Source organism: Mesorhizobium sp. B2-1-8 (assembly GCF_006442545.2).
Lineage (GTDB): Bacteria > Pseudomonadota > Alphaproteobacteria > Rhizobiales > Rhizobiaceae > Mesorhizobium.
The window spans coordinates 5,616,468-5,640,812 of the sequence record NZ_CP083952.1; the positions used below are offsets into that span (position 1 = coordinate 5,616,468).

Here is a 24,345-nt window from a genome sequence, read left to right on the forward strand (position 1 = left end):
CCATGCTTTTCGGCAAGACCATCCTCATCACCGGCGTCGCCTCCGGCATCGGCGCACGCACGGCGGAACTCGCCGGCCAGCTTGGTGCCGATGTGATCGGCATCGATGTGCGCGAGCCGGCCGCACCGATAGGCAGTTTCGTCAAGGCCGACATTTCATCTAAGGCGGGTGTCGATGACCTCATCGCGCGCCTGCCGCAACGCATCGACGCGCTCTGCAATGTCGCCGGCCTCTCCGGCAACACCGGCGCGGCATCGACGCTGGCCGTCAACTTCTTCGGGCTGCGGGCACTCTCGGAAGCGCTTGCGCCAAAACTTCGCGAAGGCGGCGCCATCGTCAACGTCGCTTCGATCGCCGGCTATGGCTGGCGCGCCAATCTCAACCGCGCCGCCTCGATGGTCGCCATCGAGGGTTTCCCCGATGTCGCCAAAGTGGTCGCCGACCAGGCCGTGAAGAACGAGGAAGGCTATCCCGTTTCCAAGGAGCTGCTGCTCTTGTGGACCTTCCGCGCTGCGCATCAGGATCTGTTCAAGCGCCGAGGCATCCGAGTCAATGCGGTCAGCCCCGGCCCGGTCGAGACGCCGATCCTGAAACAATTCCGCACCGTGCTTGGCGACGCCCGCGTCGACAGCGACATCGCCCGGGTCGGACGTGCCGGCACATCGGGTGACATCGCGCCGGTCGTGCTGTTCCTGTGCTCGGATGGCGCGCGCTGGGTCAACGGCGCCAATGTGCCGGTTGACGGTGGCCTCGAAGCATCGATCAATGCCGAAGTGCTCGGCTTCTAATCTGTGAAGCTCCATCGAGAGCGAGGGAAAGAACAATGGATATCGGACTTCTGATCGACGGCGACGAAAAGGCGGCAACAGGCAAGGCCTCCTACGACCGCATCGACCCGTTCACCGGCAAACTGGCGACGCGTGCCGCCGCGGCGAGCGTGGCCGACGCCAATGCCGCGGTCGAAGCCGCGGCCGCCGCCTTCCCGGCATGGTCGAAGACCGGCCCCGGCGAACGCCGCGCCTTGCTGTCAAAGGCAGCCGACGTGATGGCCTCCAAGGTCGGCGAATTCACCAAGCTGATGATGGAAGAGACCGGCGCCACCGGACCCTGGGCTGGTTTCAACGTCATGCTGGCGGCCAACATGCTGCGCGAGGCCGCCGCCATGACGACGCAGATTTCAGGTGAGATCATCCCCTCCGACAAGCCGGGCACGCTCGCCATGGCGATCCGCCAGCCGGCCGGTGTGTGCCTCGGCATCGCACCTGGAACGCGCCGGTCATTCTCGGCACGCGTGCCGTGGCGATGCCGATCGCCTGCGGCAACACGGTGGTGCTGAAGGCCTCCGAAATGTGCCCGGGCACGCATCGGCTGATCGGCCAGGTGCTGGTCGAGGCGGGCCTGCCCAAGGGCGTCATCAATGTCGTCACCAACGACCCCAGGGATGCCGCGGCAATCGTCGAAGCACTGGTCGCGCATTCCTCGGTCAAACGTGTCAATTTCACCGGCTCGACCAAGGTCGGCCGGATCATCGCCGAGCTTGCCGGCCGGCATCTGAAGCCGGCGCTGCTCGAACTCGGCGGCAAGGCGCCGCTCCTGGTGCTGGACGATGCCGACATCGACGCCGCGGTGAACGCGGCCACCTTCGGCGCCTTCATGCATCAGGGCCAGATCTGCATGTCGACAGAGCGGCTGATCGTCGATGAGAAGATCGCCGACGAATTCGTCGCCAAGCTCGCCGCCCGCGCGTCCCAGCTTCCAGCCGGCGACCCGCGGGGGCATGTCGTGCTAGGCTCGCTGATCAGCAGCCAGGCGGCCGACAAGATGGAAGAACTCGTTGCCGATGCGGTGGCCAAAGGCGCGAAGCTTGTCGCCGGCGGCAAGCGCACGGGCACCGTGGTCGAAGCGACACTTCTCGATCACGTCACCCCAGCGATGCGTGTCTACGCCGAAGAATCCTTCGGCCCGGTCAAGCCGGTGATCCGGGTGAAGGGCGAGGACGAAGCGGCGGGGGTCGCCAACGACACCGAATATGGCCTGTCGTCAGCGGTGTTCAGCCGCGACATCAAACGTGCCATGGCGGTCGCCGCCCGCATACAGGCAGGCATCTGCCATATCAACGGACCGACGGTCGGAGATGAAGCACAGATGCCGTTTGGCGGCGTCAAGGGCTCCGGCTATGGCCGTTTCGGCGGCAAGGCCTCTATCGCCGAATTCACCGATTTGCGCTGGGTGACGATCGAGGATCCGGGCCAGCACTATCCGTTCTGAACCAGCTTCGCTTCGGACGACTGGCAGCGAAGGTCAAATGACCAGCGACGGCGTGAAACGAACGCTGGCGGATTGCTTCTGGCCAGGCGCCAGTACGATGCCGCCGGCGTCGATCTCCTCGTCGCCCATCCGGTTGAAAGCATCAGTGATGTTGCTGACCGGCTCGGCGCAAAAGAACGGCTCGCCCGGCGGCGTGTAGAGGACGAGGAAATCGAGCGGCGCCTCGGCCTCGATGTCCAGCTGCCGTCCGTATTCGGGCCAAGAAATCCGGGCGCGGCGCGCCCATCCGGTGAAGACCGTGTCGAAGTCCACCTCCGACACGTCAAAGCCGATGGATGGATCGGCCCCAACGGGTGGCGGGACATGCCGGGTGGGCAGGATCTCCGTATCGGTTTCCCACATGCCTGATACCCGTGCCTGGACATGCGTCCACGGTGTCGACGGGAAATAGGGATGGAGGCCGAAGCCAGCCGGCATCGGCGCGTCCGACAAATTGCGCACCGCAATGGTCATGCAAAGCCTGCCTTCGGCCAAAGAGATCACTTGCTCGGCTTCATAGCTCCACGGCCAGGAATCAGCGGCGTGGCGATAGCGCAGGACGATCGTGCTCGCTTCATGGCTCACGACCGTCCACGGACGACGCCAGCCATGGCCGTGCTCATGATGTGGATCGTCCGGCCCTGTCGGCAGTTGAATGGAACGCCCCGCGAATTCGAAGCGGCCATCCCTGATGCGGTTGGAATAGGGCACAAGCGGGAAGCTAGCCATGGCGCCGGCATCGCGACGGCTGATCGCCGCTGGGCCGGCCGGGCGCAGCCAATCCACGGCCGAGCCATCCCGCCACCACCGATACGACGCCAGAGCTCCACCAGCGGCGGGCGCAATTTCGACCGTCGCGACGCCGTCACTGATCGAGACCAGTTCCGTGCGTTGCACGGCAACGGCAGCGCAATTCTTTGCCATCGGCACTCCCCATCCCTTGACTCCAACCGTCACGGCTATAAGACATATCATATGAATAGTATGAAGAATAGAAAAACGTTCAGCACCGCGCGCACGTCACGGGTTGCCGTGGCGGTTTCCAGCGGTTCCACCGCGCTGCACGCGACCGTCGTCGAGCAGATCGGCCTGCGCATCGTGCAAGGTGACTTCCTGCCCGGCGAGGCCCTGCCCAATGCCGACGATTCCAGTGAGATGCTGGGGGTCAGCCGCACGGTGCTGCGCGAGGCGATCAAGGTGCTGGCCGGCAAGGGGCTGGTCGAATCGCGGCCGAAGACCGGCACACGGGTGCGTCCGCGCGCCGATTGGAATTTCCTCGATCCGGACGTGCTGTCATGGCGCTACGCCGGCGGTGTCAGCGCCGAGGATGTGCGGGCGCTGTTCGAATTGCGCCGGGCCATCGAACCAATGTCGGCGGCCCTTGCCGCCCAGCGCGCCACGCCGGCGCAGATCGCCGAGATCCATGCGGCACTGGCCGAAATGGAAGCAGTCAGCGATGACGGCGACCGCTTCGCCCAGCCCGATTTGGTGTTCCACCAGACCATCCTGCGCATGACCGGCAACGAGCTGATCGGTTCGCTGGCGGCACTGGTCGAAACCGCGTTGGTGATGAGCTTTCGCCTCTCCAACGACAATCCCGAGGGCCAGCGCCACTCCTTGCCGCTGCACCGGGAAGTCGCCGAGAAGATCGCCGCCGGTGATGCAGCGGGCGCGCAAAAGGCGCTGCTGGTGCTCATCGACAATGCCGAGGACGACGTGCGCCGCAGCGTCGAGAACCGCAACAAACGCCGCAACGGCCGGGGCCAGCAATCGTGACAGAGACCAAACGCAAACTGCGGTCCGAAGCCTGGTTCGGCGGTGAAGGCAAGAACGCCTTCATGCACCGCAGCTGGATGAAGAACCAGGGCATTCCGGCAGATGCTTTCGACGGCCGCCCGGTGATCGGCATCTGCAACACCTGGTCGGAACTGACCCCGTGCAATGCGCATCTGCGGGCACTGGCAGACCACGTCAAGCGTGGCGTCTACGAAGCCGGCGGCCTGCCGCTGGAATTCCCCGTGATGTCACTTGGCGAAAGCAACATGCGCCCCACCGCCATGCTGTTCCGCAACCTGGCCAGCATGGATGTCGAGGAATCCATCCGCGGTAATCCGATCGACGGCGTCATCCTGCTGGTCGGCTGCGACAAGACCACGCCGGCGCTGCTGATGGGGGCTGCCTCCTGCAACTTGCCGACCATCGCCGTCTCCGGCGGACCCATGCTCAACGGCAAGTTCCGTGGACAGGATATCGGCTCGGGCACGCATGTCTGGAAATTCGCCGAGGAGGTCAAGGCCGGCCGCATGCCGATCGCCGACTTTCTCGCCGCCGAACAAGGCCAGAGCCGGTCGGCGGGCAGCTGCATGACGATGGGCACCGCTTCGACCATGGCCAGCATGGTGGAAGCGCTCGGCATCGGCATGCCGGACAATGCAGCGATCCCGGCGGTGGATTCGCGCCGCGGCGTGCTTGCCCAGCTGGCCGGACGGCAGATCGTCGATCTTGTCCGCCGCGACGTGACGATTTCGCAGATCCTGACCAAGCAAGCCTTCGAGAATGCCATCCGCGTCAATGGCGCGATCGGCGGCTCGACCAATGCGGTGCTGCATCTGATCGCCATCGCCAACCGCGTCGGCGTCGATCTCAGCCTCGATGACTGGGACCGCCTTGGCCGCGACGTTCCAACCATTGTCGACCTGATGCCGTCGGGGCGGTTCCTGATGGAAGATTTCTACTATGCCGGGGGGCTAGCTGCGGTCATGGCGTCGCTTGATGAAGTGGGGCTTCTTCATCGCGACGCCATGACCGTCAGCGCCAAGACCATCGGTGAACTGATCGACGGCGCGCCCAACTACAACAGCGAAGTCATCAGGCCGCTGAGCGAGCCCTTGACCATGGAAGGCGGCATTTCGATCCTGCGCGGCAATCTGGCGCCCAACGGCGCGGTCATCAAGCCGTCGGCGGCAACGCCCGAGCTGATGCAGCATCGCGGCAAGGCCGTCGTGTTCGAGAATATCGAGCATTACTACGCCCGCATTGACGATCCGGAGCTGGATATCGATGCTTCCTCGGTGATGGTGCTGAAGAACTGCGGACCGCGCGGTTATCCCGGGATGGCCGAGGTCGGCAACATGCCGCTGCCGGCCAAGCTGCTCAGAGAAGGCGTCTCCGACATGGTGCGCATTTCGGACGCGCGCATGAGCGGCACCGCCTACGGCACGGTGGTGCTGCATGTGGCGCCCGAGGCCGCGGCTGGGGGCACGCTCGCCCTGGTGCGTGACGGCGATCTCATCGAGCTCGACGTCGCCGGCCGCCGGCTGGAGCTTTTGGTTTCGGACGAGGAACTGGCGATCCGCCGCCGCGACTGGAAGCCGCCGGCGCCGCCGCAAGGCGGCTACCAGAGCCTCTATGTCGAGCGCGTGCTGCAGGCCGACAAGGGCTGCGACTTCGACTTTCTCGTCGGCCGGCGCGATGCCGGCATACCCCGGCATTCCCACTAGAGAGGCGCGCGATGACGGATCAGATCGGCAGCTACGCGACCTACCCCAGCCTCCAGGGCCGCAGCGTGTTCATCACCGGTGGCGGCAGCGGCATCGGCGAAAGCCTGGTGCGCCATTTCTGCGCGCAAGGCAGCCGCGTCGCTTTCATCGATCTGGCCGAGGAGCCTTCACGGCGCCTGGTCGATGCGATCGCGGCCGAAGGGCATCCCGCCCCACTGTTCATTCCCTGCGACCTGCGCAATGTCGAAGATCTGCAGGCAGCGACCGTGGAGGCGATGCGGCACAACGGTCCGATCCAGGTGCTGTGCAACAATGCCGGCAATGACGACCGCCATCAGACCAAGGACGTGACGGTGGCCTATTGGGACGACCGCATGGCGGTCAATCTGCGCCACCAGTTCTTCGCGGCCCAGGCGGTGCGCCCTCAGATGAGCGCGCATGGCGGCGGCTCGATCATCAATTTTGGTTCCATCACCTGGATGGTCGGCGATCCCGATTGTCCCGCCTATGTCACCGCGAAAGCCGCTGTCTATGGCATGACGCGGGCGCTGGCCCGCGAACTCGGCCCCGAGCGCATCCGCGTCAACTGCATGGTGCCTGGCTGGGTCATGACAGAGCGCCAGATGCGGCTGTGGCTGAACCCGGCCGGCGAACGCCAGATCGCGGAGCGGCAGTGCCTGCCCGACCGGCTGCAGCCATCCGACATAGCGCGCATGGCGCTGTTCCTGGCCGCCGACGACAGCCTGATGTGCACGAGCCAGCAGTTCATCGTCGATGCGGGCTGGGTGTGACCGGTACGGCCTCAAGGGAAAAAGGGTATTTCATGCGTCTTGTTCAGTACACAACGCTCGATGGCGGCAGGCGGGTCGGCCGCGTCTCCGATGACGGCAATCGCCTGCATCCGCTCGACAAGACCGGCACGGTACTGGAACTCGCCGAAGCGGCAATCGCCGATGGCGCGTCCATCGCGTCGCTGGTCGAGAAGCGGACGGGTACGGCCACGGTCGACTATGGCGAACTGCTGCGCGATGGCCGCGTGCTCGCTCCTGTCGACCATCCGGAACCGGCGCGGTTCCTGGTCACCGGCACCGGCCTCACCCACACCGGAAGTGCCGCCGCCCGCGACAAGATGCATGTGCTGACCCATGGCGAGGACGCCGAGGAATCGGATTCGCTGAAGATCTTCCGCATGGGCCTGGAAGGCGGCAAGCCCGGCGCCGGCAAGATCGGAATCCAGCCCGAGTGGTTCTTCAAGGGTGTAGGCACCTGTGTCGTGCCACCCGGCGCCGATCTGCCCATGCCGGCCTTCGCACGCGCCGGCGCAGAAGAGGCCGAGATCGTCGGGCTTTACCTCAATGGGCCGGATGGCCGCCCTTATCGCATCGGCTACGCGCTGGGCAACGAATATTCCGACCATGTGACGGAGGCCGAGAACTACCTCTATCTCGCCCACTCGAAACTCCGTTCCTGCTCGATCGGCCCGGAGCTTTTGATCGGCGACCTGCCCGAAGAAGTGCGCGGCCATTCCCGCATCCTGCGCGACGGCACTGTTATCTGGGAACAGGAGTTCCTGTCCGGCGAGGCGCACATGTCGCACTCGATCGCCAATCTCGAACATTTCCATTTCCGCTATCCGATGCACCGCAGGGCGGGCGACCTGCACGCCTATTTCTTCGGCGCGGCGGTGATGAGCTACGCCTCCGGCGTCAAGACGGCTTCCGGCGACGAGTTTGAAATCCAGGCACAGACATTCGGCAAGCCGCTGCGCAACCGGATGGTGTCGGTGCCGGACGAGGGGCTGGTCGCCGTCATCCAGCTGTGATGGCAAAAGCCCCGGAAATTACGGTCCACCAGAACGACAATGGGAGATTGAGAATGGGACTGAAGAAAGCGTTTTTGAGACTAGCGACGATCGGGCTCGGTATCGGCCTGATGACATCGGCGGCGCTCGCCGCGAACCTGCGCGTGCTGGCCTGGGACGGTTACGCCGACCCGGACTGGGTGAAGGACTTCACCGCCGCCACCGGCATCGGCGTCGATGTCGTCTTCATCGGCAGCGATGACGAGATCTGGGCCAAGATCAAGGGCAGCGAAGGTCAGGACTTCGACGTCTTCGCCGTCAACACCGCCCAGCTGCAGCGCTACATCAAGGCCGATCTGGTATCGCCGATCGACATCACCAAGCTGCCGAACCAGAAGGACGTGCTGCCGCGCTTCCGCGATTTGTCCCAGGTCAGCGGCGACACCAAGGACGGCAAGGTCTACGGCATTCCATTCTGCTTCGATTCCATCGGGCTGATCTACGACACCGACAAGGTCAAGCCGGCGCCGACCTCGATGTCGGTCCTGTGGGATCCGGCCTACAAGGGCAAGATCCTCGCCTACGACAATGGCGAGCACAATTTCTCGTTCACCGCGCTGACACTCGGCTACAAGGATCCGTTCAACCTCAATGAGGAGCAGATGGCGGCGGTCAAGGCCAAGCTAGTCGAACTCAAGCGCAATGTGCTGAGCTTCTACACCACCGCCGACGAGGCCCAGCAGATCTACCAGAACAATGACGTTGCGCTGATCTGGGCCAATTACGGCCAGCAGCAGGTCAAGGCGCTGCAGAAGATCGGCGCCCATGTCGCCTACGTCAACCCGAGCGAAGGCGCGCTTGCCTGGCTCGACAACTGGGTGATCTCCAAGGGCGTCCGCGACAATGCGGCGGCCGAGAAGTGGATCGACTTCATGCTGACGAAGAAGATCGGTGGCGAGCTTTCCGAGCGCACCGGCTTCGGCAACACCGTGGTCGAGTCGGGCAGCGCCGGCGGCAACGACAAGCTGGTCTGGCTCAACAATGTCGAAGACCCGCTCAAGCGTTCGGACATGTGGAACGAGGTCAAGGCGACGCCCTGATCCCTTCCGCGCCTGACCTCGAAGGACCCGGCGGTCCGGACGTTCCGGACCGCCGAAGCGTATGCGAGAATATTCCATGAGCCAGAACACCGACCTCTTGACGCTGCGGTCCGTCTCGAAATCCTACGGCACGGTTCCCGTGCTGCACGACATCGACCTGTCGATCCGGGACGGTGAGTTCCTCACCGTTCTTGGACCGTCAGGTTCGGGCAAGAGCACGGTCCTGCGGCTGATCGGCGGGCTGGAGCCGTTGAGCTCGGGCGAAATCCGGCTGGACGGCCAGGACATCAGCCGCATGCCGATCAACCGGCGGCCGTTCAACACCGTGTTCCAGGACTATGCTCTGTTCCCGCATATGACCGTCTCCGGAAATGTCGGCTATGGGCTTTCGGTGCGCCATCTCAAGCGCAAGGAAATCGCGCGCCGTGTCGGAGAAGCCCTCGAGCTTGTGCAGCTCGGGCGTTTCGCCGAGCGCTTCCCGGCGCAGCTTTCGGGCGGCCAGCGCCAGCGCGTCGCGCTCGCCCGGGCGCTCATCTGCCAGCCGCGCCTGATCCTGCTCGACGAGCCGCTCGCCGCGCTCGATCTCGAGTTGCGCCGGCAGATGCAGGAGTTCCTGAAATCCATCCAGCGCGAGATCAAGACCACCTTCCTGTTCGTCACCCACGACCAGGAAGAAGCCATCGGCATGGCCGATCGGATCTGCGTCATGCAGGCCGGCCATATCCGCCAGCTTGGCACGCCGCATGAGCTCTACTACAAGCCGAATTGCGAGTTCGTGGCGCGGTTCTTCGGCGAGAACAATCTGGTGGCTGGAAGGCTCGGGCCCGTGCAGGGCGAGCAACGGTCGATCGAGACCGCGCTTGGACAACTGGTCTGCTCGATCGGCGACCAGCCGCATCTGAAGGCCGCCCCCGACGGCGCCAGCGCCTTCGCAGCGTTCCGTCCCGAGGCCTTGCACCTTGCGCAGGACACGGACGGCGGCAACCGCTTTTCCGGCACCATTGCCGATCTGGCCTTTGCCGGCTCGTCGACGGTCGCCACGATCATGGCGGGGCCGGACAATGCCCCGCAACGCCTCCGGTTGCGCGTGCCGAGCCGGATCGACGGCAGCGCGCTCAAGTCAGGCGAGACGGTCTCGCTTTGCTTTGCGCCTCATGAAGGCCATCTGGTGCTGGCGTGAGCGGAGCGGGTTTGACACACTCCGCGGAAAGGCGCTTGTCGCAGCTGGTCACAGTGCTGGCCTTTGCCCTGCCGGTGATCTTCGTCCTCGTGCCGCTGGCGATCTTCCTGGTCTACAGCTTCTTCAGCGTCGACCAGGGCACGATCGTCTATGCGCCGACGCTCGGCAACTATGTCAGGTTCTTCACCGATCCAATCTTTCTGCCGGTGTTCTGGAACACCATCGTGCTGTGCGTGTCGGTTGCGGTCATCTGCATCCTGCTCGCCTATCCCGCCGCCTATTTCCTGACGACGCTGAAGGGGCGCTGGCGCTATGCCCTGCTGATGCTGCTCCTGGTGCCGCTGCTGATGAGCTATGTCATCAAGATCTACGCGATCCGCAGCATTCTCGGCCTCAACGGCTTCCTCAACAAGGCACTTGTGGCGCTCGGCATCCTGGATCAGCCATCGACGCTTTTCGTGTTCAACATGAACGCCATCCTTTTGACGCTGAGCCTGCTTTTGATCCCGTTTGCCATCCTGCCGATCTTCCTGTCGCTGGAGCGGATCCCGCAGACCTTGCTGCGCGCCTCGGACGATCTTGGCGCCAGCAGCCTGCAGACGTTCCTGCGCATTACCTTGCCGCTCAGCCTGCCCGGCGTCGCCTCGGCGGCGAGCTTCGTCTTCGTGCTGGCGATCGGCGATTTCCTGACGCCGCAGATGGTCGGCGGGATCAGCGGCTTCACCTTCGGCCGCATCCTCTACAGCCAGTTCGGCACGGCCTATAACTGGCCGTTCGGCGCGGCGCTGTCGGTGGCGCTGGCGATCGTGGTGATCGCCGCCATTCTCGTCGGCGAACGGTTCGGGCGCAGCCGGGGGACATCGGTATGAGTGCGCTGCCCCGGCCGTCCACCATCTTCCTGGCCGCGATCACGGCGCTGGTCGCTGTATTGCTCTACAGCCCGCTGTTCGTGCCGATCGTCTCGTCGTTCTTCAGCATTGCGCATGGCGATGTCGACTGGTCGTCGCCCACCCTCTCGACCTATCGGGCGCTGGCCGGGAACCATGACATCCTGGCCGCCCTGCGTACGACGCTCATCGTTGGGCTCTGCACCGTCGTGCTCTCGGTGGTCAGCGGAACGCTGCTGGCGCTCTACTATCACGGCCGCCGCTCGGGACGTTCGATCCTGCAGTTCATCATCTTCCTGCCATTCCTGATGCCGCCGATCATCAGCGGCCTGGCGCTGCTGATCTTCTTCCGCGAGATCGGGCTCGAACGCTCGCTGCTGACGGTCGTCATCGGGCATACGGTGTTCGTGCTGGCGATCGTCTATCGCACCGTGCTGATGCGGCTGCAGTCGATGAGCCGCACGCTGGTCGAAGCATCCTACGATCTCGGCGCAACGGGCTGGCAGACCTTCTGGCGCATCATCCTGCCGAACCTGTCGAGCGCCATGGTCGGCGGCGCCATCCTGGCCTTCGCGCTGTCGTTCGACGAGACGATGATCACCATCCTCGTCACCGGCACGCAAAGCACACTGCCAGTCAGGCTGTGGGCGATGATGCGTCTTGGCTTTTCGCCCGACATCAACGCGCTGGTGGCGCTGATCCTGATGTTCACCGTGCTGCTGTGCGTGCTTGCCGCCCGTTTTCTGATCCCGAGGCAAATGGCGACGGAACGGAATTGAGTTTAAGCCAATGGGCTGAGGTCGAAGACGCGACCTGGGTTGAGGATGTTGTTCGGATCGAGCGCGGCCTTCAGCCGCCGCATCGTGGCGATTTCGGCGTCGCTGCGCACCAGATGCAGCCAGTGCTTCTTGTCGAGGCCGATGCCGTGCTCGGCCGACACGCCGCCTCCGGCGGCCGCCACACCGCGATAGATGATGCCGTAGGCCGCCGCCGGATCCTCGGTCAGAACCTGATAGTGCAGGTTGCCGTCGCCGAGATGGCCGAAGACATAGATGCCGGCCCCGGGATCGACGGCATGAATGGCGGCGTCCGCTTCTTGCAAGAAAGTTGCCATACGAGCCAACGGGATGCTGATGTCGACGCTGATCAGACCTTTCATCGAAAACAGGACGCGGTTGGCGTCTTCGCGCACATCCCAGAGCGCGCGGAATTCGCGCGGCGATTGCGAGACGACCACATCGTCGACGACGCCGTCCTCGACCGCCTGCATCAGAACCTCGGCGAAGCGCTCACCGTCGCGGTCGGGCTCGCTGCCCTGGATTTCGGCCAGCACATAGACGGGTGATCCAACCGGCAACGGCGCCGGCATGGCCATGCTGGCGACCATGACGTCATAGAGCGGCGCGAAGTTGACCTCATAGGCCGATAACAACGGGCCGAGCTTGTGCCGCAGCAGCCCCAGCAGGGCTATCGCCGCATCGAGCGAAGGCAGCGCGCAGAAGGCGTTCACTTCGGACGCAGGCTTTGGATGCAGCCGGAGCGCGGCGCGGGTGACGACGCCGAGCGTCCCTTCCGCGCCGATGAAGAGCTGGCCGAGGTCGTAGCCGGAATTGTCCTTTGGCAGGCCCTTGAGCGACGTCAGCACGCTGCCATCGGCGATCACGGCCTCCAAGCCCAGCACCTGCGCCCGGTACATGCCGTAGCGCAGCACGCGGATGCCACCGGCATTGGTGGCGATGTTGCCGCCCACCGTGGCGGAACCCCGCGCGCCGATGTCGACGCCGAACATCAGCCCGGCGCCGTCGGCGGCCTCCTGTACCGCCTGCAGCGTGGCGCCGGCTTCGGCGACGATGGTGGCGGCCTGCCGGTCCGGCGCGCCAAGGCCGGTCATGCGCTCCAGCGACAGCACGATCTCGCCCGGCTGGACGCGCGCGCCACCGGCCAGTCCGGTGCGTCCGCCCTGGATGACAACCGGCTGGCGAAGAGCGTCGCATGCGGCGAGTGCTGCCGCGACACCATCGGTGTCGCGCGGGCGCAGCACGGCTTCGGGAAGCGTGCCGAACTTGCCGTCGGGATCATCGCGGTAGCGCTGGTCGACGTCGGAGCCGGCGAGCACGCCGCCCACGCCCAGCCTGTCGCCAAGAGCGGACAGAAGTCGCGTCGTTTCAGGCGACATCCGGCTCAGGCGCCTGCGTGACAAGGCGCATCGTCAGCATCCAACAACCGGATGGCCCGATGAGTATTCTTGTCCAACACGCTCGCCATCCCTGAATTGCAGCCGGCCGATCCTATTCGTGATCGCATTCAGTGCAAGCGATATCGGCTGCCCAGGCGATGCCGGCATCAATCGCGAGAGCCGAGATTGATGCCGGAAGGGCCGCGCAGTTTACTGAAGCTTGGCCTGCAGCGCGTTGACGTCGTCGGTGGTCATTTCACCATCGGTGGTCACCTTGCCGTCGACGATCTTCCACAGCCGGAACGGGCCGGTAATGTCGCCAAACTTGTCGAAGGCGACCGGACCGATGACGCCTTCATAGCGGATCGGCTTGCCATCCTTGATCAGGCCGAGCGCCTTGGCGAATTCTTCCTTGCCGGCATAGATCGGCGTGCCGGCCGGGTCGACCGCCTTGTACATGGCGTCCTTGATCTTGGCCGGATCCTCGGAGCCGGCAATCGCGATGGCGAGCCCGACAATGGCGCCGGCATCATAGGAGCGGTCGGCCGCCGGGTTCGACGGTTCGATGCCGGAGAACGCCTTGTAGTTCTTGGTGAAATACTCCGTCGATGCGGTCGGGCTGGTGCCGGACGACGTGCCATAGGCGTCCTTCAGATAGTCGGCACCGACCGACTCGATGAAATCAGGGCTGTTCATGCCGTCATTGAGCAGGAATTTCTGCACGCCGCCCTGCGAAATCCAGGTGCGGGCGATGGTCGCGCCGTCGACGGGCGTGCTGACTAGGTAAAGCCCATCCGGCTCGCCGGCCATCGCCGCGGTGACTTCCGAGGCATAGCTCGATTGCTTCTCGTTGTAGGGCGTGTCGGAGACGATGGTACCGCCGAGCGCTTTGTAGGCACGCGAGAATTCGGCCACCATGTTGACGCCGAAGTCGTTGTTGACGTGGATGATCGCCAGCTTCTTGAAGCCCTTGTCGACGGCGTATTTGGCAGCGGCCACGCCCTGCAGCGCGTCCGAGGTGATGGTGCGGAAGAAGATGCCGTTGGTCTTGCCGTCGCGGCCGAGTGTCGTCAGCGTCGGCGAAGACGATGCCGGCGAGACCTGGACGATCTTGGCCGGCGCGGTGACAGAGGTCAGGATCGGAATCGACACCGAGGAAATGATGCCACCGATGATGACAGGCACTTTCTTGACCTGAACCAGCTGGGTGGCGGCGTCGACCGCGATGTTGCCCTGGCTCTGGCTGTCGCGCGTGTCGGTGACGAGATCGCAGCCGCGCACTCCGCCGGCTTCGTTGATGTCGCGGAACGCCATCTCGACCGACTTGGCGCCGGCTTGGCCGTATTCGCCGGCCGGGCCGGTCAGTTCCATGACGAGGCCGACGGTGATCTTGCAATCGGCGGCCTGGGCAGCACTGGCTATCGTGACGAGAGCAAGAGCGGTGGTGAGTTGGAGTATCGTCTTTCTCATTGTTGTTCCCCTTGAGTTACACGAACTGATTTGACGTCTGGAAAGTCTCAGTGTTCCGGCACCTGCAGCCAGGTTTCATGCAGATGCCGCCATTGGACGCCGTTGGGCGCCGATGAACTGGTGGTGAAAACCGCGCTCGACTGGCGACGGCTGTGCTTGCCCGCGCGCAGCTGCGCCTCGACATAGAGGACGACGATCGTATTGCCATCCTGCCATCCGGGCTTGATGTCCTCGATCGAGATAGCAAAGCCGTCGTCGCAGGTGGCCCGGCTGGAGCGGACATGGTCGATCACGGCATCGCGATCGAGGGTCTGGCCGCCTGGTGTGATCATGGTCAAGCCCTCGCCCATGACGGCTTCGAGGCGGCCGAAATCCACTTTGTCGGCCCGCGCGGCGACGAACCAGTCGACGAAAAAGCGATGCAGGTCGACGACTTCGGCGCTGGCCTGCGAAAACAGCGTCGCGCTGGTGGCACTCATGTCCGGCCTGCATTGAGGTTGTAATGCATGATCGAGCCGTGGCGGCCATCGCGGTCGCGCTCCAGCGCGTAGACGTCGCCCTGCGGCCCCTGGCTTTGCCCGATCACGGCAGCGATGATTGCGCGGTCTTCGGCATCGAGTTCGACGTCCATAATTTTGGCGTTGGCCACCGCATGCGCCTGGTTGCGGGCACCGACGATGACCGCCGCCACTTGCGGCTGCTCCAGCACCCAGGCGCTGGCGATGGTGGCGATGTCGACGCCGTGGCGATCGCCGACCGCCTTCAATGCGCGAAGCAGTTGCTGGAACGGGTCCCAGCCGCCGAAATCGTCGATGATCAGCTTGTATTTGACCAGCGAGCGGTTTTCGAGCGGCATGGCGGGTTCGGCCACGCCGAGCCATTTGTCGCTGAGGAAGCCGCCGGCCACCGAACCATAGCAGAGGAAGCTGACGCCGTTCTCCTCTGCAAGTGCGGCGAGGCTGTGCGCCGGGCGCTGGTCGAGCACCGAATATTGCAGCTGCTGGCTGACCAGCGGGACACCGGCTGCCAGGATTTCGGCTAGCCGGGGCGTGTCGAAATTGGTGGTGCCGAGATTGCGCAGCTTGCCCTCGAGCCGAAGCTCGTCGAGCCAACCCATCGCCTCGACATAGCGCGGCTGCGCATAGTCCCACCAGTGGAACTGCACGAGGTCGAGCCGCTCGGTCTTCAGCCTGCGCAGCGACTGGTCGACGATGCCCCTGATGTAATCGCGGCTGATCGTGGCGAGCCGTTCAAGGTCGGGTACCAGTTTGGTATGCACCTTCATTTTGGCCGCTGCATCGAGGCCGCGCTCGTTGGCGAGCCGCAGGCGCGCGGCGCCGATCAGCTCCTCGACGCCGGTGTAGATATCGGCGCAGTCATAGGTCCAGATGCCGGCATCGAAGGTGGCAATCAGATCGGTCACCGCCTGGCTGCGATCGATGGCGCCATGGCCGCCGGCGAGTTGCCAGCCACCGCGTATGACGCGCGAGATGGTGTAGCCAGGACTGAGCTCGAAGGCCTTGGCGGTCATGTCAGGTCATTCTCCTTCGGCAGCGGCACGGCCGTGGTTTCGGCATGGCTGAACCGCCGCTTGCCGGTCCTGACGATCCTCAGCCGGCTGGCGCAGTTGGGATCGGGACAGGCGATCTCGGCGTCCGAGGTCATCCAGTCATTCGGGTGGGTCGGGCGCTGCTTTGCCGCCAGCAGCGGCAACACGGCTGCAAGCGAATAGATCGAAAAACCCTGCCCCGCCGGCATCGACAGCATCTCGCCCTTGAGTTCGAAATAGTCGCCGGCCTTGGCGCCGCAATAGATCGGTTTGCCTTCGGGAATGACCGCCTCGACGCGGAGATCGAAGAGCTCGAAACTGTCGTCAGCCATTTCAGGCCCCCACCAGGCTGAAGGTGATGTCGCAGGCGCCGTTGCGGCGGATGATGCAGCAGGCAGCCGCGAATTGATCGCGCTCCTCGGGCTTCACCTGCGCCACCACGCTTCCGGCCAGCCAGCCGATCGGGAACAGAAGCCGCGCGCCCTGTCCGTAGAACAGGCCGATGTCGAAGATGGCATTGGGATTGCCGCCCCACATGCGCGGCGGCACGTAGGACAACACGATGTCGCCCGGCTGCGGCGTCAGTGTCGCATTCTCCGCCGGCAGCGGTTGGGCATAGGCCTGCCCCTCGAGATCGGAGGCAGGAACAGGACAGGAGATCTCAGGTCCCGTCCACATGGCGTGAATGGCGGGGACGACACGTGGCATGGCGAGATAGGCTGTGAGAAAGGCGCCGTTTTCCGGTGCCTTCCCTGGCAGCAACAGCGCCGTGACGGAAAGTTTCGAGCGCGACTCGCTGATCTTGATGGAGGTCATGCCTGGTCTCTCGCGGCGGCGGATTGCAGCTTGCTGCGCAGGAAGGTGAAGGGCCGGCTGATGTCGGCGGCAAGCGCTTCACGTGCCGCCCGCGCGTCCTGCGTGGCCAGCGCCTCGACGATGCGCCGGTGATACTGGGCGGTGTCGACCTCGCCGGCTTCCGAGAAGGCGTAGATGGCGACGCGGATGCAAGGACCTGATTGCAGCCACAGGCTCTCGATCATCGGGATCAGCACGGCCGAGCCGCAGGAGCGATAGATCTCGAAGTGAAAGCTCTGGTTGAGCGTCACTTCGCGATCGACATCCTTCTTGTGTTTCAGCGCCCGCATCTCGTCCCATTCACCGAGAATGGTTTCGATGGTGGCTATCTGGCGCGACCCCATGCGGGCGGCGGCCAGCGCGATCGCCTCGCCCTCGATCAGGATGCGGGCCCGCAAGAGATCGTCGAGGCGTTCCAGCGTGATTGGCGGCACCCGCACCGAACGGTTAGGCAGCGCCTCCAACGCCTTTTCCGTGATCAGCCGGCCAAGCGCCTCGCGCACCGGCATGGTCGAGGTGACCAGCGCGTCGGCCAGACCGCGGATGGTCAGCACCTGGCTCGGCTCGAACAGACCGCCGATCAGCGCGCGACGCAGCTCGGAATAGACGCGATCCTGCACCGTCTCACGGCCGACCGGCGCGAGCTGGGCCGCGATCGCCTCGTTGTTCTTTTCGATGGCAGCCTTTTGCATGGAATTCCGTTCTCGGCGGGTTTTCGGCTTGCGGAGGAAATTAAAGCCGAATAGCGTGATCAAAGCAAGTGTGATCACAAATCAAAAATCAGGAGGCGGCGATGATCGTCTTCGACCAGAGGGATTGATGAGCGAGGCAGCGGAAAGGCAGGGGAAGGAGACCCGTGCGCCGGTTCTGACGGCACGCAACGTCGTCAGGCGGTTCGGCGGCCTTGTCGCCGTCAACGATGTCTCGTTCGATGTCAAAGCGGGCGAAATCCTTGGCCTGATCGGGCCGAACGGCGCCGGCAAGACGACGATGTTCGACCTGCTCGCCGGCAGCATCCTGCCCACCAGTGGCGATATCCTTCTCAACGGCGTGCGAGTCTCCGGCGAAGCCGCTCATCTGCGTATCGGTCGAGGTCTCGGCCGCACCTTCCAGATCCCGCGCCCGCTGCCCAATCTGACGCTGATCGAAAACATCATGCTGGCGGCACAGGGCCAGGCCGGCGAAAGGCTGCTCGCCAACTTCGTCACGCCGTGGCGGGTGGCGGCACAGGAAAAAGCCGCCAGGACAAAGGCACTCGAACTGCTGGAACTCGTCACCCTCAGCCATCTCGCCCATGAGCCGGCGCGCGTGCTTTCCGGCGGCCAGCGCAAGCTGCTCGAACTTGCCCGCGTCATGATGGCGGACCCGGCGATCATCCTGCTCGACGAACCCGCGGCCGGCGTCAACGCGACGCTGCTCGAAGTCATCATCGACCGCATCCGCGACATCAACGCGCACGGCATCACCTTCCTGCTGATCGAGCACAATATCGACATGGTGACGCGGCTCTGCCATCGCGTCCTCGTCATGGCGAGTGGCCAGTTGCTCAGCGAAGGCACGGCGGAAGAAGTCGCCCGGGACCCGCGCGTCATCGAGGCCTATCTCGGAGGCACCGCGTGAGCCAGACCGTCCTCGATATCCGCAATCTCGAAGCGGGTTATGAACCTGGCGTACCGATCGTGCGCGGCGCCTCGATCACCGTAGAAAAGGGTGAGATCGTCGTCGTCCTCGGCCCCAATGGCGCCGGCAAGTCGAGCTTCATCAAGGCGATCGCCGGCCTGATCCCGATCACCGGCGGCACGGTATTGCTGGACGGCAAGGACATCACCGCCGCACCGGCGCACACCATGGTGCGGCTTGGCCTCGCCTTCGTGCCGCAGACCGAGAACATCTTTCCGCTGATGTCGGTCGAGGACAATCTGAGGGTTGCCTGCGGCATCCTCGACCGTCGCGAAATCCCCGGCCGCATCGAGGAGATGTATGCCGCCTTTCCCGATCTCGTCCGCCAGCGCCGCACCGCCGCCGGCAATCTGTCGGGCGGCCAGCGGCAGATGCTCGCGGTCGCTCGGGCGCTGATCATCCATCCCAAGGTGCTGGTGTTGGACGAACCGTCGGCCGGCCTGTCGCCGAAATTCGTCGCGATGGTTTTCGAGATGCTGGGCGGCATCCGCAAGTCCGGAGTCACCATCCTTTTGGTCGAGCAAAACGCCAAGGCTGCACTTGCCATCGGCGACCGCGCTTATGTGCTGGTCGAGGGCAGGGACCGGCACGAGGGCATTGCCTCCGAACTGTGGAACGACCCGGTCGTGGCCGAACTCTATCTCGGCCGGCGCCCTCAGCAGGGAGGCGCGGCATGAGCCTGCAATTTATCGTCGACGGATTGCTGACGGGCTCGATGATCGGCCTCGGCGCCATCGGCGTGACGCTCACCTATTCGATCCTGCGCTTCTCGAACTTCGCGCATGGCGACTTCATGGCCTGGGGCACCTATGCGACGCTGACCATGGTCAGCGCCATCGGCGCAACATTCGGCAAGGTCGCGCCGATCGCGCCGCTGTCGTTCGGCTGGCCGCTCCTCGTTGCATTGATCGTCGGCATGGCATTTACCGCCTTGTTGGCGCTGCTGCTCGACAAGGTGTTGTTCTCGCGGCTGCGCTCGCAGGGCCAGGCGATCATCGTGGTGATGGCGAGTTTCGGCGCCTCGATGGCGCTACGCAGCCTGCTCGAATTCACCTTCACCTCGCGGCCGACCTATTTCAGCCGGGCGATCCAGATCGCCATGCCGGTCGGCTTCGGCATCCGCATCACACCCGACCAGATCGCCCTGCTGCTGCTGACGGCCGTACTCGTGTTCGGCGTGCATCTGTTGATCACGCGTACTCAAGTCGGCCGCTCGATGCAGGCCTTGAGCCAGAACGCGGCACTGGCCCGCATCGTCGGCATCGACGTTGCCAGCGTGGTGCGGGTGACCTGGATCATCGGCGGCGCGCTCGCCTGCGTGGCGGGCGTGATGATCGGCATCCTGGTGCAGATCCGACCGTTCATGGGCTTCGACATGCTGCTGCCCATGTTCGCCGCCGCCATTTTGGGCGGCATCGGCAGCATCCCGGGGGCGGTGCTCGGCGGCTTGATCATCGGGCTCGCCGAAGCCGGCGCGGTGCAACTGATTGGCGCCGAGTGGCGTGCCGCCGTCTCCTTCATCATCCTCATGGCGGTACTGTTCGTGCGGCCGATCGGCCTTTTCGGAGTTCGGGAAAGATGATCGATCTCATCGGCTACGGCGCGTTCTTCCTGACCACGGCGCTCATTTTCTCGCTGGTCACGCTCGGGCTCAACCTGCAATGGGGCCTGACCGGCCTGTTCAATGTCGGCCTCGCCGGTTTTGTTGCCATCGGCGCCTACACCTCGGCACTGCTGACGACACCGGACGACCCCGCGCGGCTTGGCGGCTTCGGCCTGCCCATCCTCGCCGGCTGGGCGGGCGCCATGGTCGTTGGCGGTATTGCCGCGGCACTTACCGGCATGGCGACGCTGCGTCTTAGATCCGACTATCTGGCGATCACCACCTTCGGCGTTGCCGTCGTCGTGCAACTGGTCGCACTCAACGCACAGAAACTGACCGGCGGACCATTCGGCATCGGCTTCATCCCGCGTCCGTTCGGCAGCCTCGCCGAGACGCCGCTGCTGTTCAACCTGTCGAGCCTGGCCATTGTTTGCGCTGTGACGCTGATTGCCTATCTCGCCTTGGAACACCTGTCGCGAAGCCCGTGGGGCCGCGTGCTGAAGGCGCTGCGCGAGGACGAGCGGGCGGCGATTTCGCTCGGCAAGAGCGCGCGCTTCTACCGTGTCCAGGCCTTTGCCGTCGGTGGCGCCATCATGGCCCTGGCCGGCGCACTGCAGGCGCATTTCACCGGCTTCATAGCGCCGGACAATTACCTGCCGATCCTGACCTTTCAGGTCTGGGTGATGCTGATCGTCGGCGGCTCGGGTAGCAATCTTGGCGCCGTCATCGGCAGCATACTGGTCTGGGCGATCTGGGCAGGGTCGGGCACGCTGACCAGCGTGCTGTTTGCGCCCGAGCAGCAGGCGCGCGCCGCCTCGCTGCAGATCGTCGCGATCGGTGTCATGCTTTGCGTCATCCTTCTGGTCAGGCCGAACGGGTTGTTCGGCGACAGGCCGCGGCGGCCGCGCTTTGGCAAGCGCAGGCGGATCGCTACGGACAAAAGCAGTTCCGGCTCATGAATGCCCCGGTCCGGCAGGGTGCGAATGGCACTTCGCTCTGGCATGCTATCAACCGCGATCACCGGGAACGGCCGACGCTGCAAGGCAGGCTCGATGTCGATCTGGCCATCGTCGGCGGTGGATTTTCCGGTCTGTCGACCGCGCTGCACGCCGCGGAAAAAGGCATCTCGGTCGCTGTGCTCGAAGCCGAAATCATCGCCTGGGGCGCGACCGGCCGGAACGCGGGTTTCGTCGTACCGAACTTCGCCAAGATGGACCCCGATAGCATTCTCGCGCATCTCGGCTCCGAACGCGGCCAAAGGCTGGTCGATTTCGCCGCCGGCAGTGCCGACCTCGTCTTCGGCCTGATCCGGCGGCACGGCATCGACTGCGACGCGGTGCAGAACGGATGGATCCAGCCGGCGCACTCGCCGGCCGCCCTGGAGAAGGTCAAATCACGTGCGGGACAGTGGGCGCGGCGTGGCCGGCCTGTCGTCACCCTGGATCGGCGAGAGGTCGAAGCGCTGACCGGCGTGCGCGGCTATGTCGGTGGCTGGATGGATCGCTCCGGCGGCGTGCTCAATCCCGTCGCCTATGCACGCGGACTGGCCGATGCGGCGGAAAAGGCCGGCGCGCGGATTTTCGAGCGGACACGTGTCACGTCGGTCGATCGCATAGCCGATGGCTGGGCGCTGAAAACGCCATCGGGCTCGGTGCGCGCGGCCAGGGTGCTGATCGCCACCAACGCCTATGGCGGGTCGCTCATTCCTTTGCTGCAGCGGACTTATTTTCCGCTCAAGGTTTTCCAGATCGCGACCGCGCCACTACCGCTCGAAATCCGCCCGCGTTTGCTGCCTGGCGGACAGGGCGTCGGCGATACCAGGCGCAATCTCTTCACCTTTCGCTTCGACGCCGACAACCGGCTGATCAGCGGCGGCATGCATATTCTCGGCGCCGGCGCCGATATGCGCGTGCCGCAAACAATCTGGCGGCGGCTTGCCAGCCACCTCGACCTGCCTGATTTGCCGCAGCTTGCCTACAGTTGGTCGGGGATGGCGGCGGTCGAGCCGGATTTCCTACCGCACCTCCTGGACCTCGGCCCGGGGCTGATCGCCGGCCGCGCCTGCAATGGACGCGGCATCGCCATGACCACGGCGATGGGCAAGGTGCTGGCCGACTGGGCCGCTGGAGCCGAAGCGCGTGATTTGCCGCTGCCCTTTGCACCGCCGGCGCCAATCCCATTCCATACCCTGTTGCGGCACGCACCCAACATGCTGCATGGCTGGAGCATTCTGCGTGACCGGATGGACCACGCGGCATAGACCCACCGCCGTGCGATCAGCGCGCCGTGCGAAGATTCTCGGAGAGAATAGCGGCCGCCGCCGCGATGTCCTGCTCGAGGGAAGCTCGAACGGCTGGACCGTTGCGTTGTTCCAGCGCGGCGACGATCCTTCGGTGCGCGTCGTTGGACTGCGGAATGTAGCGATCAGCCCGCATCAGGAGCTTGAGATAGGGTCCAACCCGACCCCAGAGATCGCGGATCATGTTCAAGAGGATCGGCGCGCCGGCATGCTCATAGATAGCGAAATGGAAGGCCTCGTTCAGGGAGAGATAGGTCGTGGCGTCTTGCGCCTCGATGGCCCGCTGCATCCCGGTGAGCGCGACCTGTATGTCCACCAGCGCGCGCTCACTCATCCGCGTGGCGGCCATCTCGCCCGCCAGCCCCTCGACGGCGATGCGGATGCGCGTCAGTTCCTCGAAAGCGGAATCGGACAGCAAGGGCACGATGATCGAGCGGTTGTTCTGCATTTCCAGAAGCCGCTCGGCGACCAGCCTTTGCAATGCCTCTCGGATCGGGGTGGTCGAAATGCCGAAGGTTTCGGCGAGCTTGCGGATGACCAGGGTCTGGCCCGGACTGAACCCGCCTGAAATCAATTCCTGCTTGAGCGCGCCATAGGCGCGGTCATTGAGGGTTTGATGCTCGAGCTTCAGCATGCGCCTGCTCGGCTCACCATTTCGACAGTGCGCGGTCGAGCGTCTCGGCCAGTTGCTCGGCATTGTCCCTGGAAAAAGGCAGCGGCGGCCTGATCTTCAGCACATTGCCGCGCGGACCGCAGGACGAAATCAGCACGCCGTCCTCGCGCATGGCTTCGACGACGGATGAGGTCTTGGCGGCGGCGGTGGCCTCATCATCCGCCATCAGCTCGACGCCGAAATAGAGGCCATTGTGTCTGATATCGGCGACCATGCCGTGCCGGCTCTGCAAGGCGCGCAGCAGGTCGCCCGTATAGGCGCCGACGTTGGATGCATTCTCGATCAGCCCCTCGCCTTCGATCACCTCGAGCACGGCGATGCCGACGGCGGCCGCGACCGGGTTGCCACCGAAGGTGTTGAAGTAGCCGGTGTTCGAGCCGAACGAGCTCACCAGTTGCGGCCGCACGATCACCGCACCCATTGGATGCCCATCGCCGATCGGCTTGCCCATGGTGACGATGTCAGGCTCGAGGCCATAATTGGCGAAGCCCCACATGCCCTGGCCGAGCCGGCCGAAACCGGACTGGACCTCGTCGGCGATGACGATGCCACCCGCTTTCCTGACATGATCGGCCGCCTCGCGCATGACAGAAGCATCGGGGAAAAAGATGCCGTCACTGGAAAAGGCGGAATCGAGAAGCAGCGCCGCCGGACGGATGTTTTGCGCGCGCATATCCTCGATGGCGGCGGCGACATTTCTGCCGAAATCATGCGCGGCGCGGCCGCCGTCGCGGAACGTGTCCGGCGCTGCTACGGTGCGATGCTGCGCGGGTACGCCCTTGGCCCCGACCGCCGCCGGCGACAGCTGCGCCGTCGCGATGGTGGCGCCGTGATAGGCGAAATCGGTGATGATCACGCCGGTGTTGCCGCTGCAGTGCTGGGCGATGCGGATGGCGAGGTCGTTGGCCTCGCTGCCGGTGCAGGTGAACATGGCGTGGCCGAGATGGGATGGAAGCGTGCCGAGAAGCTTTTCCGCGTAGTCGAGGATGATCTCGCTGAGATAGCGCGTGTGCGTGTTGAGCGTGGCGGCCTGTCCCGAAAGCGCCTCGACGACGCGCGGATGGCAGTGTCCGACCGAAGCGACGTTGTTGTAGGCGTCGAGGAATCTTCGGCCCTGCGCATCGTAGAGCCATACACCGCTGCCGCGCACCAGATGGATCTGATTGCGGTAAAAGGCGCGATAGGTCGGCCCGAGCAACCTGGCGCGGCGTTCGAGCAGCGCGCGCTCGGCATCGGCGGAGGCACTTGGAAAGGACTGGGACACG

At 64.6% G+C, this 24,345-nt stretch carries 24 protein-coding genes and 1 pseudogene; 15 read left to right on the top strand and 10 right to left on the bottom strand.

Annotation, left to right across the window (positions count from 1 at the left end):
* The first annotated feature begins 2 nt into the window (after positions 1–2).
* Together FJ970_RS27655 and FJ970_RS27660 are read left to right on the top strand one after the other, a co-directional pair.
* A complete protein-coding gene (locus FJ970_RS27655) occupies positions 3–788 on the top strand; it encodes a coniferyl-alcohol dehydrogenase (protein ID WP_140757811.1) in 786 nt (261 codons plus the stop codon).
* Between the two features lie 35 nt (positions 789–823).
* A pseudogene (locus FJ970_RS27660) lies at positions 824–2,268 on the top strand (aldehyde dehydrogenase).
* A gap of 33 nt (positions 2,269–2,301) precedes the next feature.
* Here FJ970_RS27660 and FJ970_RS27665 read toward each other — a convergent pair.
* Complete coding sequence (locus FJ970_RS27665) at positions 2,302–3,231, bottom strand: aldose 1-epimerase (protein ID WP_140757737.1); 930 nt, start codon at positions 3,229–3,231, stop codon at positions 2,302–2,304.
* A gap of 60 nt (positions 3,232–3,291) precedes the next feature.
* Here FJ970_RS27665 and FJ970_RS27670 point away from each other — a divergent pair, with 60 nt between their 5' ends.
* From FJ970_RS27670 to FJ970_RS27705, 8 genes are all read left to right on the top strand, one after another.
* A complete protein-coding gene (locus FJ970_RS27670) occupies positions 3,292–4,083 on the top strand; it encodes a FadR/GntR family transcriptional regulator (RefSeq protein ID WP_181178425.1) in 792 nt (263 codons plus the stop codon).
* Positions 4,080–5,807, top strand: a complete 1,728-nt coding sequence (locus FJ970_RS27675; protein ID WP_140757738.1) for an IlvD/Edd family dehydratase — start codon at positions 4,080–4,082, stop codon at positions 5,805–5,807. The genes FJ970_RS27670 and FJ970_RS27675 overlap by 4 nt, the downstream gene beginning before the upstream one ends.
* A gap of 11 nt (positions 5,808–5,818) precedes the next feature.
* Positions 5,819–6,598 carry an SDR family NAD(P)-dependent oxidoreductase gene (locus FJ970_RS27680; RefSeq protein ID WP_140757739.1) on the top strand — a complete coding sequence of 260 codons (780 nt, stop codon included), beginning with the start codon at positions 5,819–5,821 and terminating at the stop codon, positions 6,596–6,598.
* A 32-nt stretch (positions 6,599–6,630) separates the two neighbouring features.
* A complete protein-coding gene (gene araD1, locus FJ970_RS27685; RefSeq protein WP_140757740.1) occupies positions 6,631–7,629 on the top strand; it encodes an AraD1 family protein in 999 nt (332 codons plus the stop codon).
* Between the two features lie 53 nt (positions 7,630–7,682).
* The gene (locus FJ970_RS27690) at positions 7,683–8,708 is read left to right on the top strand and encodes an ABC transporter substrate-binding protein (RefSeq protein ID WP_140757741.1); all 1,026 of its coding nucleotides are present in this window, start codon (positions 7,683–7,685) and stop codon (positions 8,706–8,708) included.
* 76 nt (positions 8,709–8,784) lie between these two features.
* Positions 8,785–9,888, top strand: coding sequence for an ABC transporter ATP-binding protein (locus FJ970_RS27695; RefSeq protein WP_140757742.1), 1,104 nt, complete (start codon positions 8,785–8,787; stop codon positions 9,886–9,888).
* A 35-nt stretch (positions 9,889–9,923) separates the two neighbouring features.
* A complete protein-coding gene (locus FJ970_RS27700) occupies positions 9,924–10,757 on the top strand; it encodes an ABC transporter permease (protein ID WP_246682123.1) in 834 nt (277 codons plus the stop codon).
* Positions 10,754–11,554 carry an ABC transporter permease gene (locus tag FJ970_RS27705; protein ID WP_140757744.1) on the top strand — a complete coding sequence of 267 codons (801 nt, stop codon included), beginning with the start codon at positions 10,754–10,756 and terminating at the stop codon, positions 11,552–11,554. Before FJ970_RS27700 ends, FJ970_RS27705 begins: the two co-directional genes overlap by 4 nt.
* A 2-nt stretch (positions 11,555–11,556) precedes the next feature.
* Here the strand turns inward: FJ970_RS27705 and FJ970_RS27710 are convergent, their stop codons facing one another.
* The 7 genes from FJ970_RS27710 to FJ970_RS27740 form a co-directional block, all read right to left on the bottom strand.
* Positions 11,557–12,951: an FAD-binding oxidoreductase gene (locus FJ970_RS27710; RefSeq protein ID WP_140757745.1), complete on the bottom strand. Its 1,395-nt coding sequence runs from the start codon at positions 12,949–12,951 to the stop codon at positions 11,557–11,559.
* 210 nt (positions 12,952–13,161) lie between these two features.
* Complete coding sequence (locus FJ970_RS27715) at positions 13,162–14,421, bottom strand: ABC transporter substrate-binding protein (RefSeq protein WP_140757746.1); 1,260 nt, start codon at positions 14,419–14,421, stop codon at positions 13,162–13,164.
* Positions 14,422–14,468: 47 nt separating this feature from the next.
* Complete coding sequence (locus tag FJ970_RS27720) at positions 14,469–14,900, bottom strand: DUF4440 domain-containing protein (RefSeq protein ID WP_140757747.1); 432 nt, start codon at positions 14,898–14,900, stop codon at positions 14,469–14,471.
* On the bottom strand, positions 14,897–15,952 hold the full coding sequence (locus FJ970_RS27725; protein ID WP_140757748.1) for an aldo/keto reductase: 1,056 nt from the start codon (positions 15,950–15,952) through the stop codon (positions 14,897–14,899). Before FJ970_RS27725 ends, FJ970_RS27720 begins: the two co-directional genes overlap by 4 nt.
* On the bottom strand, positions 15,949–16,302 hold the full coding sequence (locus FJ970_RS27730; protein WP_140757749.1) for a TIGR04076 family protein: 354 nt from the start codon (positions 16,300–16,302) through the stop codon (positions 15,949–15,951). The genes FJ970_RS27725 and FJ970_RS27730 overlap by 4 nt, the downstream gene beginning before the upstream one ends.
* 1 nt (position 16,303) lies before the next feature.
* Positions 16,304–16,786 (bottom strand): DUF3830 family protein, encoded by a 483-nt coding sequence (locus FJ970_RS27735; RefSeq protein ID WP_140757750.1) that lies wholly within the window; start codon positions 16,784–16,786, stop codon positions 16,304–16,306.
* Positions 16,783–17,517 (bottom strand): GntR family transcriptional regulator, encoded by a 735-nt coding sequence (locus FJ970_RS27740; protein WP_140757751.1) that lies wholly within the window; start codon positions 17,515–17,517, stop codon positions 16,783–16,785. Before FJ970_RS27740 ends, FJ970_RS27735 begins: the two co-directional genes overlap by 4 nt.
* A 127-nt stretch (positions 17,518–17,644) precedes the next feature.
* On the opposite strand from FJ970_RS27740, the gene FJ970_RS27745 reads away from it, so the two are divergent.
* Genes FJ970_RS27745 through FJ970_RS27765 form a run of 5 tightly spaced genes read left to right on the top strand, consistent with a single transcriptional unit; the run spans position 17,645 to position 22,368 of the window.
* Positions 17,645–18,445 (top strand): ABC transporter ATP-binding protein, encoded by an 801-nt coding sequence (locus FJ970_RS27745; protein ID WP_140757752.1) that lies wholly within the window; start codon positions 17,645–17,647, stop codon positions 18,443–18,445.
* Positions 18,442–19,182 (top strand): ABC transporter ATP-binding protein, encoded by a 741-nt coding sequence (locus FJ970_RS27750; RefSeq protein WP_140757753.1) that lies wholly within the window; start codon positions 18,442–18,444, stop codon positions 19,180–19,182. The genes FJ970_RS27745 and FJ970_RS27750 overlap by 4 nt, the downstream gene beginning before the upstream one ends.
* The gene (locus FJ970_RS27755; RefSeq protein WP_140757754.1) at positions 19,179–20,087 is read left to right on the top strand and encodes a branched-chain amino acid ABC transporter permease; all 909 of its coding nucleotides are present in this window, start codon (positions 19,179–19,181) and stop codon (positions 20,085–20,087) included. The genes FJ970_RS27750 and FJ970_RS27755 overlap by 4 nt, the downstream gene beginning before the upstream one ends.
* On the top strand, positions 20,084–21,067 hold the full coding sequence (locus tag FJ970_RS27760) for a branched-chain amino acid ABC transporter permease (protein ID WP_181178427.1): 984 nt from the start codon (positions 20,084–20,086) through the stop codon (positions 21,065–21,067). The genes FJ970_RS27755 and FJ970_RS27760 overlap by 4 nt, the downstream gene beginning before the upstream one ends.
* Entirely contained in the window at positions 21,064–22,368 is a 1,305-nt protein-coding gene (locus FJ970_RS27765) for an NAD(P)/FAD-dependent oxidoreductase (protein ID WP_140757755.1), read from the top strand. The genes FJ970_RS27760 and FJ970_RS27765 overlap by 4 nt, the downstream gene beginning before the upstream one ends.
* A gap of 16 nt (positions 22,369–22,384) precedes the next feature.
* On the opposite strand, the gene FJ970_RS27770 is transcribed toward FJ970_RS27765, so the two are convergent.
* Positions 22,385–23,041: a GntR family transcriptional regulator gene (locus FJ970_RS27770; RefSeq protein ID WP_140757756.1), complete on the bottom strand. Its 657-nt coding sequence runs from the start codon at positions 23,039–23,041 to the stop codon at positions 22,385–22,387.
* A gap of 13 nt (positions 23,042–23,054) precedes the next feature.
* Positions 23,055–24,344, bottom strand: coding sequence for an aspartate aminotransferase family protein (locus FJ970_RS27775; protein ID WP_140757757.1), 1,290 nt, complete (start codon positions 24,342–24,344; stop codon positions 23,055–23,057).
* Position 24,345: the final 1 nt, after the last annotated feature.

Bases quoted from the DNA above. Each gene is read 5' to 3' on its own strand.
- FJ970_RS27655 (WP_140757811.1), top strand. From the start codon at position 3: ATGCTTTTCGGCAAGACCATCCTCATCACCGGCGTCGCCTCCGGCATC.
- FJ970_RS27665 (WP_140757737.1), bottom strand. From the start codon at position 3,231: ATGGCAAAGAATTGCGCTGCCGTTGCCGTGCAACGCACGGAACTGGTC.
- FJ970_RS27670 (WP_181178425.1), top strand. From the start codon at position 3,292: ATGAAGAATAGAAAAACGTTCAGCACCGCGCGCACGTCACGGGTTGCC.
- FJ970_RS27680 (WP_140757739.1), top strand. From the start codon at position 5,819: ATGACGGATCAGATCGGCAGCTACGCGACCTACCCCAGCCTCCAGGGC.
- araD1 (WP_140757740.1), top strand. From the start codon at position 6,631: ATGCGTCTTGTTCAGTACACAACGCTCGATGGCGGCAGGCGGGTCGGC.
- FJ970_RS27690 (WP_140757741.1), top strand. From the start codon at position 7,683: ATGGGACTGAAGAAAGCGTTTTTGAGACTAGCGACGATCGGGCTCGGT.
- FJ970_RS27695 (WP_140757742.1), top strand. From the start codon at position 8,785: ATGAGCCAGAACACCGACCTCTTGACGCTGCGGTCCGTCTCGAAATCC.
- FJ970_RS27705 (WP_140757744.1), top strand. From the start codon at position 10,754: ATGAGTGCGCTGCCCCGGCCGTCCACCATCTTCCTGGCCGCGATCACG.
- FJ970_RS27710 (WP_140757745.1), bottom strand. From the start codon at position 12,951: ATGTCGCCTGAAACGACGCGACTTCTGTCCGCTCTTGGCGACAGGCTG.
- FJ970_RS27715 (WP_140757746.1), bottom strand. From the start codon at position 14,421: ATGAGAAAGACGATACTCCAACTCACCACCGCTCTTGCTCTCGTCACG.
- FJ970_RS27720 (WP_140757747.1), bottom strand. From the start codon at position 14,900: ATGAGTGCCACCAGCGCGACGCTGTTTTCGCAGGCCAGCGCCGAAGTC.
- FJ970_RS27725 (WP_140757748.1), bottom strand. From the start codon at position 15,952: ATGACCGCCAAGGCCTTCGAGCTCAGTCCTGGCTACACCATCTCGCGC.
- FJ970_RS27730 (WP_140757749.1), bottom strand. From the start codon at position 16,302: ATGGCTGACGACAGTTTCGAGCTCTTCGATCTCCGCGTCGAGGCGGTC.
- FJ970_RS27735 (WP_140757750.1), bottom strand. From the start codon at position 16,786: ATGACCTCCATCAAGATCAGCGAGTCGCGCTCGAAACTTTCCGTCACG.
- FJ970_RS27740 (WP_140757751.1), bottom strand. From the start codon at position 17,517: ATGCAAAAGGCTGCCATCGAAAAGAACAACGAGGCGATCGCGGCCCAG.
- FJ970_RS27745 (WP_140757752.1), top strand. From the start codon at position 17,645: ATGAGCGAGGCAGCGGAAAGGCAGGGGAAGGAGACCCGTGCGCCGGTT.
- FJ970_RS27755 (WP_140757754.1), top strand. From the start codon at position 19,179: ATGAGCCTGCAATTTATCGTCGACGGATTGCTGACGGGCTCGATGATC.
- FJ970_RS27760 (WP_181178427.1), top strand. From the start codon at position 20,084: ATGATCGATCTCATCGGCTACGGCGCGTTCTTCCTGACCACGGCGCTC.
- FJ970_RS27765 (WP_140757755.1), top strand. From the start codon at position 21,064: ATGAATGCCCCGGTCCGGCAGGGTGCGAATGGCACTTCGCTCTGGCAT.
- FJ970_RS27770 (WP_140757756.1), bottom strand. From the start codon at position 23,041: ATGCTGAAGCTCGAGCATCAAACCCTCAATGACCGCGCCTATGGCGCG.